At 30.0% G+C, this 17,708-nt stretch carries 15 protein-coding genes and 2 pseudogenes; 15 read left to right on the plus strand and 2 right to left on the minus strand.

From position 1 onward, the window contains the following. Window positions 1-159: 159 nt before the first annotated feature. From rplS to H527_RS0112710, 13 genes are all read left to right on the plus strand, one after another. Window positions 160-510 (plus strand): 50S ribosomal protein L19, encoded by a 351-nt coding sequence (gene rplS / locus H527_RS0112650; protein ID WP_027413059.1) that lies wholly within the window; start codon window positions 160-162, stop codon window positions 508-510. Between the two features lie 692 nt (window positions 511-1,202). Continuing rightward, a complete protein-coding gene (locus H527_RS0112655; protein WP_027413060.1) occupies window positions 1,203-3,428 on the plus strand; it encodes an NADP-dependent isocitrate dehydrogenase in 2,226 nt (741 codons plus the stop codon). A gap of 196 nt (window positions 3,429-3,624) precedes the next feature. Then, on the plus strand, window positions 3,625-4,188 hold the full coding sequence (locus H527_RS0112660; protein WP_027413061.1) for an RNA polymerase sigma factor: 564 nt from the start codon (window positions 3,625-3,627) through the stop codon (window positions 4,186-4,188). A 2-nt stretch (window positions 4,189-4,190) separates the two neighbouring features. Further along, the gene (locus tag H527_RS0112665; protein ID WP_027413062.1) at window positions 4,191-4,730 is read left to right on the plus strand and encodes a hypothetical protein; all 540 of its coding nucleotides are present in this window, start codon (window positions 4,191-4,193) and stop codon (window positions 4,728-4,730) included. Window positions 4,731-4,803: 73 nt separating this feature from the next. Then, the gene (locus tag H527_RS0112670; RefSeq protein WP_155837889.1) at window positions 4,804-5,802 is read left to right on the plus strand and encodes a hypothetical protein; all 999 of its coding nucleotides are present in this window, start codon (window positions 4,804-4,806) and stop codon (window positions 5,800-5,802) included. A 105-nt stretch (window positions 5,803-5,907) separates the two neighbouring features. After that, window positions 5,908-6,576 (plus strand): hypothetical protein, encoded by a 669-nt coding sequence (locus tag H527_RS0112675; protein WP_027413064.1) that lies wholly within the window; start codon window positions 5,908-5,910, stop codon window positions 6,574-6,576. Beyond that, the gene (locus H527_RS0112680) at window positions 6,569-6,787 is read left to right on the plus strand and encodes a hypothetical protein (protein ID WP_027413065.1); all 219 of its coding nucleotides are present in this window, start codon (window positions 6,569-6,571) and stop codon (window positions 6,785-6,787) included. Before H527_RS0112675 ends, H527_RS0112680 begins: the two co-directional genes overlap by 8 nt. Window positions 6,788-7,057: 270 nt before the next feature. After that, entirely contained in the window at window positions 7,058-9,448 is a 2,391-nt protein-coding gene (locus H527_RS0112685) for a TonB-dependent receptor (RefSeq protein WP_035088125.1), read from the plus strand. Window positions 9,449-9,452: 4 nt separating this feature from the next. Next, a complete protein-coding gene (locus H527_RS0112690; protein WP_027413067.1) occupies window positions 9,453-10,295 on the plus strand; it encodes a DUF4249 domain-containing protein in 843 nt (280 codons plus the stop codon). A 248-nt stretch (window positions 10,296-10,543) separates the two neighbouring features. Further along, entirely contained in the window at window positions 10,544-12,868 is a 2,325-nt protein-coding gene (locus H527_RS0112695) for a TonB-dependent receptor (RefSeq protein WP_051316751.1), read from the plus strand. Window positions 12,869-12,872: 4 nt separating this feature from the next. Next, entirely contained in the window at window positions 12,873-13,691 is an 819-nt protein-coding gene (locus H527_RS0112700; protein ID WP_027413069.1) for a DUF4249 family protein, read from the plus strand. Window positions 13,692-13,897: 206 nt separating this feature from the next. Next, entirely contained in the window at window positions 13,898-14,710 is an 813-nt protein-coding gene (gene murQ / locus H527_RS0112705) for an N-acetylmuramic acid 6-phosphate etherase (RefSeq protein WP_027413070.1), read from the plus strand. Then, window positions 14,700-14,933, plus strand: coding sequence for a DUF6095 family protein (locus tag H527_RS0112710; RefSeq protein WP_027413071.1), 234 nt, complete (start codon window positions 14,700-14,702; stop codon window positions 14,931-14,933). Before murQ ends, H527_RS0112710 begins: the two co-directional genes overlap by 11 nt. Before the next feature lie 12 nt (window positions 14,934-14,945). Here the strand turns inward: H527_RS0112710 and H527_RS0112715 are convergent, their stop codons facing one another. Beyond that, window positions 14,946-15,455 carry a hypothetical protein gene (locus H527_RS0112715; RefSeq protein ID WP_027413072.1) on the minus strand — a complete coding sequence of 170 codons (510 nt, stop codon included), beginning with the start codon at window positions 15,453-15,455 and terminating at the stop codon, window positions 14,946-14,948. Window positions 15,456-15,571: 116 nt separating this feature from the next. Beyond that, window positions 15,572-16,010, minus strand: a pseudogene (gene tnpA / locus H527_RS22050) (IS200/IS605 family transposase). Window positions 16,011-16,305: 295 nt separating this feature from the next. On the opposite strand from tnpA, the gene H527_RS0112725 reads away from it, so the two are divergent. Next, window positions 16,306-17,124, plus strand: coding sequence for a hypothetical protein (locus H527_RS0112725; protein WP_027413073.1), 819 nt, complete (start codon window positions 16,306-16,308; stop codon window positions 17,122-17,124). Window positions 17,125-17,441: 317 nt separating this feature from the next. Continuing rightward, window positions 17,442-17,708, plus strand: a pseudogene (locus H527_RS0112730) (hypothetical protein); the annotation flags it as partial.

Here is a 17,708-nt window from a genome sequence, read left to right on the forward strand (position 1 = left end):
TTTTTACAAGACAACATATTTGAAAAATAGCCCTTATAAGAATTCAAACATAAAACATTTGCTAATCATTAAATAATACTTACTTTTGCACCCGATTAGATTAACCTCTGGCGAAAATCGTGAATGTTATTTTAACAAAACCAAAGAAACTATATCAAAATGGAAGATTTAGTAAAATTCGTGCAAAACGAATTTGTTGAAAAAAAAGAGATGGCTGAATTCTCTGCAGGAGATACCATCACTGTTTATTACGAAATTAAAGAAGGAAGTAAAACACGTACACAGTTCTTTAGAGGAGTTGTAATTCAAAGAAGAGGTTCTGGAGCTACTGAGACATTTACTATCAGAAAAATGTCTGGAACTATTGGTGTAGAACGTATTTTTCCTGTTAACCTACCAGCGCTTCAAAAAATTGAAGTAAATAAAAGAGGTAAAGTTCGTAGAGCTCGTATATTCTACTTTAGAGAACTTACTGGTAAAAAAGCTCGTATTAAAGAAAAAAGAAACTAATTTTTTCTTTAATAAATCAAAAAAGGATTGCCTATCAGCAATCCTTTTTTTTATGAACAAAAGTTAACAGATATACCATTTGATAACTAACACTACAAAACACAATTCTCCCTCCAACTTACACTAATGTCTAAAATAGCTTAAAGACAAAATAAGGAATCAAGTCTAATTATTGTGCTCTATACAAATATTTCAATTTAATCTAAATAGAAAAAATTTATGCTTTAGACTTCTCTAAACTAAGCTTTTTAACATCTTATTTATCATAAATTGGTATTAGATCATTTTTGATGAAAAATCTAAGAAATCATATCAAAATATTCGTATTATCAATACAATTTTTTATTCTTTAAAAATATTCTTAAAAAACAACAACAAATTCTATATAATGTATTTTTTATGCTATAATTTTCAAAATACTATAATTCAACATTCCTTAATTCAAAACTAACAACACACAGGTTGGATTTAGACTATCAGATTTGTATCTTCGCGCTCGGAAATATGTGACTATTAATATTGTAAATCTTATCCAGAATAATTCTGAAAAGAAAAACTAATATCAATGATTATAAGGATAATTAAACCGCAATTATTTCCTCACATAACTTATAGTATAACAAATTAGGGCATCTACTACCTTTTTAGGCTTTAAAAAAACCTCGAGATCCCCTAGTAAAAAAACCAAACATATGGGAGTTGATCACTCAAAAATTGTATACACAAAAACTGATGAAGCACCTGCTTTAGCTACATATTCTTTTTTACCTATCGTTAAAAAATTTACAAAAACAGCAAATATTAATATTGAAACAAAAGATATATCTCTTGCTGCTAGAATTTTATCTAATTTCCCTGAGAACTTAGACGATAAACAAAAACAAATTGATGCTCTTGAAGAATTAGGTAAATTAGCACAAAAACCTGAAGCAAATATCATTAAACTTCCAAATATAAGTGCTTCTATACCTCAATTAAAAGCTGCTATTGCAGAATTACAACTACAAGGGTTTAATATCCCTAATTATCCTGAAGAACCAAAAAATGAAACGGAAAAAAATATTAAAAGCCGTTATGACAAAATAAAAGGTAGTGCTGTTAACCCTGTTTTAAGAGAAGGAAATTCTGATAGAAGAGCCCCTAAGCCTGTTAAACAATATGCTAGAAAAAACCCGCATTCTATGGGAGCTTGGAGCGCTGATTCTAAAACCCATGTTTCTACTATGTCTAGTGGGGATTTTTGTTCTAATGAAAAATCAGTTACTGTTTCTAAAGACCAAGATATAAAAATTGAGTTCCTAGATCAAAATAATAACGTTACAACCTTAAAAGAAAAAATCTCTCTCTTAGAAGGAGAGATTATAGACGCAACAGTGATGAGTAAAAAAGCACTTATCACCTTTTTGAAAGAACAAATAGCGGACGCAAAAGATAAAAATATTTTGTTTTCATTGCACATGAAAGCAACCATGATGAAAGTATCTGACCCTATTATATTTGGGCATGCCGTAGAAGTGTTCTTTAAAGATGTATTCGAAAAACATGCAACTATTCTAGAAGAAATAGGAGTTGAAGTAAATAATGGATTTGGAGACCTTATTCAAAAACTTAAAAAAGTACCCGATGCTAAAAGAGTAGAAATAGAAGCAGATATACAAGCTTGCTATGAAAAAGGACCTGAATTAGCAATGGTAAATTCTGATGAAGGTATCACAAACTTACACGTACCAAGCGATGTAATTATTGATGCTTCTATGCCTGCAATGATTCGTAACTCTGGAAAAATGTGGGATGCAAAAGGAAATACTCAAGATACCAAAGCTGTTATCCCCGATAGCAGTTATGCAGGAATATATCAAGAAACTATCGATTTCTGTAAAAAGCATGGTGCTTTCGATCCTACTACAATGGGAACAGTTCCTAATGTAGGGTTAATGGCTCAAAAAGCCGAAGAATATGGGTCTCATGATAAAACTTTTGAAATTACTGATAATGGTATTGTTCGAGTTACAGATTCCTCTAACAACATACTTATAGAACACAGCGTCGAAAAAGGAGATATCTGGAGAATGTGTCAAACCAAAGATGCTCCCGTTAAAGACTGGGTAAAACTAGCTGTAAACAGAGCAAGAGCGACTAACATACCTGCTATATTTTGGTTAGATAAAAATAGAGCGCATGATGCTGAGATTATAAAAAAGGTAAATACTTATTTACCAGAGCACGATACTAACGGGCTAGATATTAGAATCATGTCTCCAGTAGAAGCCACCCGTTTCTCTTTAGAAAGAATAAAAGAAGGAAAAGACACTATCTCTGTGACTGGAAATGTATTAAGAGATTACAACACCGATTTATTCCCTATTTTAGAACTGGGAACAAGTGCAAAAATGCTATCTATTGTACCATTAATGAATGGCGGAGGCTTGTTTGAAACTGGCGCAGGAGGTTCTGCTCCAAAACATGTACAACAATTTAATAAGGAAGGACATCTAAGATGGGATTCTTTAGGTGAATTTCTTGCATTAGCAGTTTCACTAGAACATCTTGGTGAAACTACAAACAACAGCAAAGCAATTGTACTTGCAGAAGCTCTAGATCAAGCTACCATTAAATTTCTAGACAATAAAAAATCTCCATCTCGTAAAGTAAATGAATTAGATAATAGAGGAAGTCATTTTTACTTAGCTTTATACTGGGCACAAGAACTTTCGCTACAAACCAAGGAAAAAGAATTACAAAATGAGTTTCAAATTGTTGCTCAACAACTTGCCGACAATGAAACTAAAATTATTAATGAACTTAACAAAGCACAAGGTAGTAGTGTAGACATGGGAGGTTACTATTGGCCAAACGAAGATAAAATTTCTGCAGCAATGAAACCTAGTCAAACATTAAATGCAATTATCGAAGCATAACAAAATTTTAAAATAAATAAAAAGGAGGCCGTCTAAAAAGTATTTAGGCGGTCTTTTTATTTACAAACCTTTCTCCTTAAAATAAAATATTTACTCTAATTCCTAACGGCATGCAACCTTTCCTTTTTTTAATTGTCAATACTTATAACAATAAATAAAAGTACTTTTAAGGAAATTTACAATCAAGCAAAACTAATTGGAAACTAATATCCTTTATAGGCATAAAGATCTTGTAGAAAAAAGCAAATCTGGCGACAGGAATTCACAGTACCAGTTATATGAGCTTTATGTGGATGCCATGTATAATGTAAGCATCCGTATACTTGGCATAAAAGAAGATGCAGAGGATATTGTACAGGATAGTTTTGTAGAAGCGTTTAAAAACTTAAAATCTTTCAGATATGAAAGTACTTTTGGATCTTGGTTAAAAAGAATAGTAATTAATAAAAGTATAAACTATTTAAAAATAAAAAAAATACCCGTTACCTCTTTTGATTATCATGAATATAATATCAGTGAAGATATTAATGAACAAGATGAAGAAGGCATTAATGATTCTGTAAAAAGTAGAGATATTTATAAAATAAAAAATGGTATTAAACATCTTCCTGACGGATATCGACAAATAATTAATCTCTATTTAATTGAAGGATATGACCATATAGAGATTGCTGAAATACTAGGTATTACTATTTCTACTTCTAAATCGCAATATCATAGGGCAAAGAAAAAATTAATTGAAATTATAAATACGTTATAAATATGGATGATTTTGAAAAATACATAAAAGAAAATCGATATTTATTCGATGAACAAAGAGCAGATAAATCAAAAATCTGGGATAATATCGAATCTAGATTAAATACCCCTAAATCAATTGTTGTATGGAGGTTTCCTATCTTAAAGTTTGCTGCAAGTATCTTAATATTAGTGGGAGCATTTTCAATAATAAATATGTATTTAAATTCAGGACTAAATTATAACAATCAAAATAATATTGTAAATCAAGAACTTAGAGATATTGACACTTACTATAAAGACTTAGTTTCATTTCAAGTACAACTGGTTAAAAATAGTTCAAAACTGCAAGACAAAGAAAAAGAAGAATTTTTGTCTTTTATGGATGAATTAGATGAAGAATATAATACTCTAAAGTTAGAAATGAAAAAAAATCTAAATAATGAATATATTTTAGAAGCAATCGTCAATAATTACAAAAAAAGAATAGAATTGATCGAAAACTTATTAGAGCAGATCAATAATTCTAAAAAATCAAATGAAAATGAAGGTTACATTTTATAGACATGTTTTTATTTTACTCCTCCTCCTCTGCTCCGTAAACAATATATGGGCGCAAGAAAAAGTATCTAAAAAAATGAAAAAAACATACCCTTTAACCAATGCAGGAGAATTGCATCTTGAAAATAGATATGGAAATGTTACTATCAGTGGCTGGGAGAAAAAAACAATTCAGATCAACGTTGAAATACAAGTAACTAAAAAGAAAAAAGAAGATGCTGATGAGTTATTGAATCGAATTAATATGGTAGTTAATAATACCGAAGATTTTATAAATATTTCTTCTATAATTGAAGATCAAAATAATAGTCTGTTATCAAAATTATTTGACAAAGCAAATCCATTTGATTTCGATAAAAGTAACATACAAATTGACTACTCTATCCATCTACCATTTAACGCAGAAATTAATATCATAAACAAATTTGGTGATATTATAATAAGTAGCTGGAACGGAAAACTAAAAGCTAATCTACAGCATGGAGATATGTGGCTAAACAAAGATCTTCATAATGCCAATATAGAAATGAAATTTGGAAAATTAAAAACGAAATCTATAACTTATGGCAATATCCATTTTAAAAATGGAGAAATTGACATAGAAACATCCGAAGATCTTAAAATAAATAGTAGTGGAGCAATTATAGAAATTGAAAATGTAGAATCTTTAGAAATCCACTCAAGTAAAGATCGTATAAATATTCAAAAAATTGGCAATATTAATGGAGAGCTCAAGTTTAGTAATATGAATTTAAGTATTCTCTATGACAATATAAATCTAACCATGGAAGTAGCTGATCTTTGGGTTTCAAAAATAGAAAAAACTAATGCTAATGTAAATATTATTCAAGAATCCTCAGAATTAGATATCAACATTTCTGGTTTAACTATAGATTTTAGAGCTTCTCTTGAACAAGGATTACTAAGGATTCCAAAATCTTTTAGGAATATAAAAACGAATGTAATTGATAAAAGAAAAAGAATTAGAGATATAACAGCTACCTATGGAAATGACAAAATAGCTGGAAAATTTAAAATCACTGGAAAAAAAGGTGCAATCGTTTTAAAAGAATAATTTTTTTAATCTATAATATGTGTTTCGAATAATATTATAAAAAAAGAACAACCTCATGCAACCCTTATTAATTTAATCTGTCAATGAAATAACAAATAAAGTATAATGAAACACTTAAAAATTGTATTCTTATTCTCATTAATAATTTCGTTTTTCTATTCTAATGCGCAAGACTCTAAAGACTATATAGAATTTAATGACCGGAACAATATTGTACATGGTGTCTATTTAGGATTTAATGGAGGTTATGGCAAAATTGAAGATAAAGATACTTATATCATAGGCCTTAAAATTGCCTATGTTGCTAATAGACAGGTAGAAATTGGATTTGTTACGAAGGCTTTTTATTCTAATCAAAGAATACCAGGTACTTTTTCGTCAAATATTGCCGATTTAGGAGCAGTCTATTCTGGATTGCATTTAGAGCCAATATTTTTTAGTAAAGCAAAATTTAATCTTTCTTTTCCCTTATTAGTAGGTGGTGGTGCCGCTGGATATATCAATACAGACTGGAATGAAGGAGAGATAGAACGAAGTCAAGAAGAAGATTGGGATGCTATATTTGTTGTAGAACCAGGAATAAACATACTGTATAATATTTCTAGATATGTGCAAGTAGAAGCAGGCTTACAATACAGATTTTCTAGTAAAATAGAATTAGTACCAAACGCTATTAACAGAATCAATGGTATCTCTGTTGGATTTGGTCTAAAACTAGGAGTATTTAATTTAGGGAGAAACCGTTATAAAAAAAGCATACCAAATCATGAGTGAATCAAAAAACAATAATAAAAAAACTCTGGATACTATATATGTGTTTTCAGAAAACAATAAGGTATATGTAAAAGGCATTACCTTTTCTAAAATATCGGATAACAATTCTGTAAATAAAGAAGAATGGTTTCCTATTAATTTTCAATGGAGAGCTTCAATAGGAATAAAAAACATAAAACTTCATACAACAGATGAGAACCAACAATCATAGATTTTAAACTTCTACCATTTCTGAAACTATTTTATCTATTTTATTTTTATTATAAACTAAGGATTTAAAATAAATATCCTCTATTACCTAACGCCAAAATTATTTATAAATAAAAAATAATATCGATAACCCTTCTTGTTTTCATAATTCCCTATAAAAAACTATTACACACCCAACAATGAAAAGTTTATAATTAAACTAGAAAACATAAATATTAAATCAAACTATAGAACTTTAGGTAATCATTTTAAAATTTTAACTAATAAACAAATGAAAAAAGCAATTTTCGCACTTATTTTTTTTACATCTTTTTTATTTCCACCTCAAATATTTGCACAAGATAGTTACACCATAAGCGGTAGAATAAAAGATATAAATAATGGAGAAACATTATTTGGTGCATCTGTGTTTTTTAAAGACACAACAATTGGAGTAATAACAAACGAATATGGTTTTTACTCTATTACTGCTCCAAAAGGAAATTATACCTTAATTATATCATACATGGGGTATGTTGATCTTAGTCAAGAAGTAACCTTGGATAGTGACAAACAGCTAAATTTTGAGATGTTCACATCCTCTGAAGAACTAGACGAGGTAATTATTACTGCAGAAGAGACAGAAAGAGCTAATATTAAGAAACCAGAAATGAGCGTTTCTAAACTAAAATCCGAAACGATAAAAAAAATACCAGTAGTATTAGGTGAAGTCGACATAGTAAAGTCTATACAAACCTTACCAGGAGTTACTAATGGAGGAGAAGGCACTAGTGGCTTTAATGTAAGAGGTGGTGCTGTAGATCAAAACTTAGTATTATTAGACGAAGCAATCATTTATAATACATCTCATTTATTAGGTTTTTTCTCTGTTTTTAATGCAGATGCAATAAAAGATGTTAAATTATACAAAGGTGCAATACCCGCAAGATTTGGAGGTCGTGTATCTTCTGTTTTAGATGTTCGTCAAAAAGACGGAAATAGCAAAAGACTAGGACTAACAGGAGGTATAGGTATAATTTCAAGCAGACTAGCTGTTGAAGGCCCTGTTTTTAAAAATAAAGGATCTTTTTTATTAGCTGGTAGAGGATCCTATGCACATCTTTATGCAGGTGCAATAGAGGATGCACTAAAAGACAACAAAATTAATTTCTATGATCTAAATCTAAAGACTAATTATAAAATAAATGAAAAAAACAAATTATATCTATCGGGATACTTCGGTAGAGATGTTTTTGATTTCTCAAAAAACTTTGAAAGTAGCTATGGAAACCTTTCTGGTAACCTAAGATGGAACCATATTTTTAACGATAAAATTTTTTCGAACTTATCTCTAATATATAGTAAATATGATTATGAAATAAGTATCAATTCAATGAAGTTTGATTGGATAGCCTCTATCAATAATTACAATGTAAAATATGACGTAAACTATTATGCTAGTAATAACTTTAAATTAGATTTTGGCGGAAATGCTATATTTTATGATTTTGATCCAGGGCAAATAAAACCAACATCTTCTACCTCTCCTATTAATAGATTAAAATTAGACGAAAAAAAAGCTCTAGAGACTGGTGTATATGCAAGTGCTGAACATAAGATCAGTAAAAAACTCACTATGGAGTATGGTATACGTTATAGCTCTTTTGTTAGATTAGGAGGACAACCTTTAACCAATTATGCAAATAACAGACCTGTTATTTATAACAGTAGTTTAGGAATCTATAGCGAAGGGATAGCAATAGGAGAAACTAACTATAAAGACGATGAGAGCATAAAAACATTTGGCAACCTAGAACCAAGACTAGGGCTTTCTTTCCAACTAACTGAATCTTCCTCTCTAAAAGCTGGATATTCCAGAGCTGCACAATATATACATCTATTATCTAATACTACATCGGTAACACCTGTAGATGTTTGGACTCCAAGTGGTAAATTTATTAAACCTCAATTATCAAATCAATATGCATTAGGGTATTTTAAAAATTTCACTAACAACACATACTCTTTAGAAGTAGAAGCCTATTATAAAGACGTAGAGAATCGAATAGATTATTTGGATGGTTCAGAATTAATAGGTCAAAACAATATCGAAACAGAAATACTAAATGGAGAATCCAGAGCGTATGGACTAGAATTTTTATTACGAAAAAGTAAAGGAGATTTTACAGGTTGGTTAGCATATACCATATCAAAATCTGAACAAAGAACTCTTGGGGACAATGTAGAAGGACCAGGTATTAATAATGGAAACTGGTATAATACTGCTCATGATAGAACTCATGATGTTTCTCTTACAGGAATTTATAAATTAACAGATAAATGGACCTTTAGCTCCAATTTAGTATTTCAAACAGGTAGACCTGTAACCTATCCTAATGCTCAATATCAATACGAAGATATAACCACAGCTAGTTATTCTGACAGAAACTCTAATAGATTACCCGCATACCATAGATTAGATATTTCTGCTACATATACCCCAAATAATAAACCAGAAAGAAGATGGAAGGGAGAATGGGTTTTTGGAATTTATAATGTGTATAATCGTAAAAATGCAGCATCTATATCTTTTGGTCAAAATAAAGAGACCGGAATAAATGAAGCTACAAGAACTGCCATTTTTGGAATTATACCATCCATATCTTATAACTTTAAATTTTAAGACCATGAAAACATACATAACAATTATATTTATAGGAATATCTATATTTTTCACATCTTGTACCGATGTAATCGATGTAAACGTACCAACTGCAGATCCTCGATTAGTTATAGAAGCTTCATTAGACTGGGAAAAAGGCACTTCTGGAAATGAACAAACTATTACACTAAGTACATCTACAAAGTATTTTGAAAAAATAGAAAGTAATATTGTAACAGGAGCTTCTGTAAAAGTTACTAATGATAATGACGATACAGAATTTATCTTTATAGATCAAAATAACGGAAAATATACTACTACTAATTTTATCCCTGTATTAAATCAATCCTATACCTTAGAAATTATTTATAATAATGAAACTTACATTGCCAAAGAAACAATGACTCCTGTTGTTGACATTGCTGCCATAACACAATCCACAGAAGATGGAGATGATGATGAAGCATTAGAAGTTAACGTTATATTTAATGATCCTAAAAACGAAGAAAATTTTTATTTTATCAAATTTCGAGAAAAAGGAGGCTTATTACCAGAGCTATATAATGATAATGATGAGTTTACCAACGGAAACCAAATGACATTACGATACGAAAAAGAAGAAGATGATGATATTAATCAAGAAGAATTTAAACCCAACGATGTTGTTGATATCAGTTTTCATGGTGTTTCCAAAGGTTATTACGATTATATAAGTATATTCATCGATCAAATAGATGCAGGCGGACCTTTTGGCACTACACCAGTCCCTCTAAGAGGTAATTGCACAAACTCTTCAAACCCAAAAAATTATGCCTTTGGTTACTTTAGATTAACGCAGGTTATAAAAACCAGCTATACTTTTCAATAATAAAAACATGTTTAATAGATAGATAAACAGTTATTTTTTTATTCAAAAACTGCATTTTCTTTTACTATAGAGAGTGCAGTTTTTTTGTTCTTTTATTTTAGGTAGAATTAACAATAAATTAATTGTAGAACTCGCTACATATATCTTCCTTTACGACTTATGCTTATCGTTTCTAATCAATAAAAGACAACCTTTTGAAAAAACATATATTATTTAGTTTGCTACTAGCATTGCTATCACAATTCTCTATGTATAGCCAAGAAAAATTTACGATCAGCGGCATAATTTCAGAGGAATCCAGTAATGAAACTCTTATTGGAGTAAATGTTTTATTTCCAGAAATAAGCAAAGGAGTAGTTACTAACGAGTATGGTTTTTACTCTATAACCCTACCACAAGGAAAATATAAACTACAGATTAGTTATTTAGGGTTTAAAGACAATTTTCAAAACATTAATCTTACTGAAAACAAAAAGTTGAATATTCAACTCATGGAAGCTTCCGAAATGTTGGATGAAGTAGTAGTCACAGAAAAATTAGAAAAACTAAACATCAAAAACCCGCAAATGAGTATAAATAGGCTCACTGCAGGGACTATAAAACAAATTCCAGTTGTTCTAGGAGAAGCCGATATTATTAAATCAATTATTCTTTTACCTGGTGTAACTAATACCGGTGAAGGGTCCTCTGGTTTTAATGTTCGCGGAGGAGCTGTAGACCAAAATCTTATTTTACTAGATGAAGCTACAATTTTTAACTCTTCACATCTTTTTGGTTTTTTCTCTGTTTTTAATCCCGATGCCATAAAAGATATTAAACTTTATAAAGGAGGGATTCCTGCTAGATATGGCGGCCGTGTATCTTCAGTATTAGATATTTATCAAAAAGAAGGAAACAGTAAAAAATTTGGTATGAATGGAGGGCTGGGAGCAATTGCAAGTAGATTACTTGCAGAAGGGCCTATAAAAAAAAACAAAGGAGCCTTTTTAGTAGGAGGCAGAACCTCTTATGCACATCTTTTTTTACCATTATTTGATAATGATAATATTGCTTATTTCTATGACCTAAACGCTAAATTAAATTATAAAATCAATGATAATAACAATATATATCTTTCTGGGTACTTTGGCAGAGATGTATTTGCCATAAATAAAGTTTTTGAAAATATCTATGGCAATACTGTAATTAATCTAAGATGGAATCATTTATTTTCTGATAAATTATTTTCTAATCTTTCTCTTATCTATTCTGACTATTTTTATGGTTTAGAACTTGATTTTGTAGGCTTCAAATGGGATTCTGGTATACGAAATTTTAATATTAAATATGACTTAAACCACTATTTAGGTAATAATTTTCAGCTTAATTACGGGATAAACAATATATATTTCAAATTTAATCCAGGTGAAATAAGACCTAATAGCACAGATTCTGGGATTAAAAGAGAAAAATTGATTGATAAATATGCCAATGAACTTGGGGTATACATTGATTCAGAACATAAAGTTTCTAATAACCTTACTCTTCAATATGGGATTCGTTTAAGTAACTTTATACGATTAGGACAAAATGAACTAAATGTATATCAGGATGACAATCCTTTATTATTTAATGAAGAACTTCAAATTTATGAAGCAATAGAGCCTGTAGATATACAAAAATTCAAAAAAAGTGATCCAATAAAAACTTTTACTAATATAGAACCTAGAGCTGCTATCGCATATGCTTTTAGTGATAATACCTCCATAAAAGCTAGTTATAATCGTATGGCACAATACCTTCACTTACTATCTAATACCAGCTCCCCTACTCCATTAGATGTATGGACTCCTAGCGGTAAATACATAAAACCACAATTACTTAATCAATATGCAGTAGGATATTTTAAGAGTATAAATGAAAATACGTATTCTCTCGAAACAGAAGTTTTTTATAAAGATATCAAAAACCGTATTGATTATATAGATGGTGCAGATCTAATCGCAAATAATGCCATAGAACAGGATATTTTAAATGGAAAAGCTCGTGCGTATGGATTAGAGTTTTTATTCCGAAAAAATGAGGGTAAATTTAAAGGTTGGTTAGCATACACCATTTCTAAATCAGAGCAACAAACACCAGGAAGAACATCACAAGAGCCAGGAATAAATAATAGTAAATGGTATAATACACCTTATGACAAAACACACGACATATCATTTAATGGAAGTTATAAGTGGAATGAAAAATGGAAATTTGCTGCCAATTTCGTACTTCAAACAGGTCAACCCACTAATTACCCAACAGGACAATTTAACTACCAAGGGATATCTGTTCCTTTATTTGATGCTTCTAGAAATAGCAAACGCCTTCCTTCATATCACAGAATAGATATTTCTGCTACATTAACTCCTAGAAAAAACAAAACTAGAAAATGGCAAGGAGAATGGGTCTTTAGCATCTACAATCTATATAATCGTAAAAATGCAGCTTCAATAGCCTTTACAAGAAACCAAGATACCTTTGTAAATGAAGCTATTAAAACTTCAATTTTTGGAATCATACCTGCAGTAACATATAATTTTAAATTTTAAGAAAATGAAAAAAATAATATATCTATTAGTAATATTTTTTATATTCTTAAACTGTGAAGATGTTATCGAAGTAGATACTCCAATAGGAACCTCCAGATTAGTAATTGATGCATCTTTTGAACTTTACTTAAATGAAACCCCTATCACCATGGAAGGAGGAGTAAAACTCACATTATCTGCTCCATTTTTTGATAAAGAAACACCAATAGTTAGCAATGCTACTGTTTTTATTACAAACCTTACAGATAACTCTATAATAAATTTTACAGAATCTGGTAAAACAGGCTATTACACACCAAATTCAATCAGATTTATTCCAGAATTTAACACCACATATCAACTTAGCGTTATTTATGATAATGAAACTTATTTAGCAACGGCACAACTTATTCCTACAGTACCTATCGATAATGTTGAGCAAGGAGATAACACTTTATTAGAAGGTAATGAAACTGAAGTTGTTATCTATTTCACTGATAAAAGAAACCGCGATGACTTCTATCTTTTTGATTTTGATTTTAGTCTATTTCTAGCAAGCGAAGATCGTTTTTATCAAGGAAAAACATTCAATTTTTCATATTTTTATAAAGATATGGTAAATAACAGAGATGTTACCATCAAAATATTAGGAATAGACAAACGATACTATAATTATTCAAATTTACTTATAGAACAAAGTGAACAAGGTGGAGGCAATCCCTTTCAGACTCCTCCTGCTGTACCAAGAGGCAATATCATTAACACATCTAATCCCTCTAAATACGCTTTAGGATACTTTAACCTTTCTGAAGCAAATAGGTTTGAATTTACAATAAAAAAATAATCTCTATCTATAGAAGATACATCTGCTAAAAAATACTATATCTCTCTATTATTTTTACTAAACAATCCCTAGAACAAGTTAACGAAGTATACTTTTCAAAATATATTTTGTCTTTTAGATCAGTCTTGAGAAATTAACCCCCCAATGAGGGATCAAAAAGAAAAGAACTATTTATCTTAGAATCAAAAAATGACTATTTTTGAACTATGGCTTTTATAAAAACTACAGAAAAACCCTCTAACTATGATCATTTAGAAAAAATGAGCATTAACGAGTTACTTACTAATATTAATAAAGAGGATAAAACAGTTGCAAATGCTGTAGAACAATCTATCCCTGAAATAGAAATTTTAGTTTCACAAATAGTACAAAAACTTAAAAATGGAGGCCGCCTTTTCTATCTGGGAGCAGGAACAAGTGGTCGATTAGGTATTGTAGATGCTAGCGAATGCCCTCCTACATTTGGTGTTTCTCATGATCTTGTCGTTGGATTGATTGCTGGAGGAGATATTGCAATTCGAAAAGCTGTAGAGCATGCTGAGGACAGTATAGACCAAGGGTGGAAAGATCTCAAAGTTCACCATATTTCAGAAAAAGATGTGGTAATTGGCATTGCTGCTTCAGGAACTACTCCATACGTCATAAATGCTTTAAACCACTGTAATGAAAAAAAAATTATTACTGGTTGCATAACGTGTAATGCAGGAAGCCCATTAGCTACTACTGCAAAATATCCTGTTGTTGTCACTGTTGGTCCTGAGTTTGTAACAGGAAGTTCACGTATGAAAGCAGGAACAGCCCAAAAACTAGTCTTAAATATGATTTCTACTGCTACAATGATCCAGCTAGGTAAAGTAAAAGGTAATAAAATGGTAGACATGCAACTTAGCAATAATAAACTTGTAGAAAGGGCTATACAAATGCTCATGGAAGAATTAACAATCGGTCATACAGAAGCAACAAAACTGTTAGAGCAATATGGAAATGTCCGCAATGCAATAAACAACTATGGAGCCTAAAAAAACAGATAAAGAACTTCTAGGGAAAGGAGTACAACATATGGCTATAGCATTCATCTTTATGTTTATAAGTCCTGTTATTATTCATTCTGCTTTTAAAAATCAAGATCACCCATTATATATTCCTATTTTAGTGTTAGGCATAATAAGTGCTATCTTCGCTATCTTAATGGCTTTTAAAGGGTTAAAAACAATAATGAACTCTATTTTTGGAAAAAAATAAAATTATTTTTTACTAAGCACCTTCTCTTTTATTAATTGGTGTAGTAGGGTTATAACCAAAACCTGGAATTTTTATCTCTATATCTAAATTATGTAAAATATATCCAATAATAGCATAATGATGCATCGCATGACTATTAGCATGAGACATAATACTTTCTAAAGTATAATTAACTGTAACTTTTCCTTTACCCATATTATCTGTAACATGAATTAAATAATTTGTATTAACATCAACATAAGAAAATAAAGTTTCTTGTAATTTACATATATATTCTATTGCAAATTCCTTATCTCTAGATAACAATCCATCCCGTTTACGAACAGTTAAATCTATATTATTAGAATCTAATCCATTAACTATACATTCAAAAAAATCTAATATATGTCTTATATGGGAACCTATACTAGAATAATATGGCCCAACAGAATCATCTTGATAAATAGGAGTCTTTATAAGCCTAAGCAAAGCTATGGCATTGTTTAAGTTATGATTAATCGAGGATATTATTATTTTTTTCATAGTAGATTTAGACGTAATATACATAATTAACTTACAAACTATATAAAGAGCTCTACCTAGTTATTTTTTTGAACAATACAAAACATTATAAATATATAATCGTTCTAACTGAACCACTATGTACTTATTTGGGCTGGTGACTGAAAGTTACCCCATGACCATTTCTCAATTATGAAATTCGTTGCATTACCATCATCTGTCTACGATGATGTTCCAAATACTCATTAACCATTATTACATCAGTAATATTAATTGTACTCCAACAACCATATCCTATGCTCCAAAATGTCTACCCCAATATTTCCTCTCTAGTTCAGAAAACTCTTGTTGAAGCTTGCGAGAACTTCTTCCTTTTAATTTCTTAACCAAATTACTTACATTTTGAGAAGGTCTATACTCTAAATGCATACGAACATGATCTTTGGAAATTACGCCTTTCAAAATTTGAACGTCTTCAGCATCGCATATTTATATTAATATCGATCGGCAACGAACCTGAATATCTCCTTTCAAAACATGATAACGATACTTGGTACTCCAAACTAGATAGACAATTAATCTTTAAACACTATCACCATTTGATCGTTGTTCTAGCATAAAACAAAGGTAAATATTTTTATACATTAAAGCGAAATGCACTAAAGCACATAGTTTTAACTATTTTTGAGACCAATAAAAAACTCTACCATCCTCTCTAACTCCATAAAAGCCAGTAGAATATTTATTATTAAAACTAAGGTTTTCCCGTAAAAAAATAAGATAAAATACATATTTAATCGATTAATGACGTTTTTTTTGATGTTACAAGGAAAATATTGTATCATTGTTATGTGATTTAAAAGCCCCAATAATGAAGAAAGTTACACTTATACTATTTATTTTATGTTCTATTTCAGAAACTAATGCTCAAGATTTATATGAAGATGCATTAACCGCTGCTAGTTACGCATATTCTCATAGTAAAAAAGCTCATGGAGCAAATAATGTTTATCATACTCAGGAATATGCAGATAAAGCAGTTGAAGCCTTCTTAAAAGTAGAAGCCTTAACAGAAAAGTGTAATTGTAAAAAAGCAAATGAAACAGCATATCAAGCAAGAGTAGATATGGAAAGTTCATTAAATGAAGATACTTACGAACGTAGCAGGTTTTTTGCAAAAAGAGCTAAAGAACTAGGTTCTCAAATTTTAAAAGAACTAACTTCATGTAGAGCTAACAATAGTAGCTTACCTAATACAGAAGTAGCATCTATTGACCAAGGTAATGATCTTGCTGAAGCAACTGCTGAAGTAGTTAATAAACAAAAAGAGTTAGAAGAAAAACGTCGCCAATTAGAAATTGAACAACAAAAACTAGAGCAGCAAATAGCAGAACAAAATAGACAAAAAGCAGAATTTGAAGCTAAACGTGCTGCAGAATTCAAAGAACAATCATTATTAAAATTAAAAGCAGAAAACGCTTTAAAAAACCTAGAAAAAGCATTACTAGAACTAAATCTAATATTAGATAAAGAATCTAAACTTGAAGCCCAAATAGATTATATACGGAGTGAAGATGATTTAAAAAATGAGTCTTTAAATAGTACTAAAACCTTTTATATAAATAAAGCTAAAGAACTGACAAAAAAAGTTATGCAACAGTTTAATAATTATAATGTAGTAGAAAATTAATAATAGTATAAATTTTATTTTATAGCCCTAATAAATAGAATTTTTATAGACGATATCTTCTTTTAGATGTCGTTTTTTTATTCTAATAAACTTCCTAATTCATATTACCCTCAGATATCTGCATAAACACAACAATTACTTAAAATTCCAAAACCACTTAGGGATAAAGTAAAAGAGATTACCCTTGATATAGCCAATTCCATGAAAGTTATCGCTAAGAAATCTTTCTTTAAACCTGAATTATGCAATAGGGTTTAAATTATTGTTATTCCTATTGATTATTACTAGCTTTAGGTTATATTTTAAATTTCACCCATATGGTTAACCTTCCTATTGAGTATTCAGATAAACAAGTCACTCCTTTTGGGGGTATGAGTTTGATGAAAAGATTTATAGATCAAACAGGGATTCGGGAGTATATGTCTGAATTAGATTTACCTGAACCCGGTTCTAATCGTGGCTATTCACCGGAGCATATTATAGAATCTTTTTGGTTAGGTATTTGGACAGGAGCTTCTCGTTATATTCATTGTGATTGGTTGCGTTATGATAAGACACTTCATTCCATTTTTGGATGGGATCAG

The organism is Aquimarina muelleri DSM 19832 (assembly GCF_000430665.1).
GTDB lineage: Bacteria > Bacteroidota > Bacteroidia > Flavobacteriales > Flavobacteriaceae > Aquimarina > Aquimarina muelleri.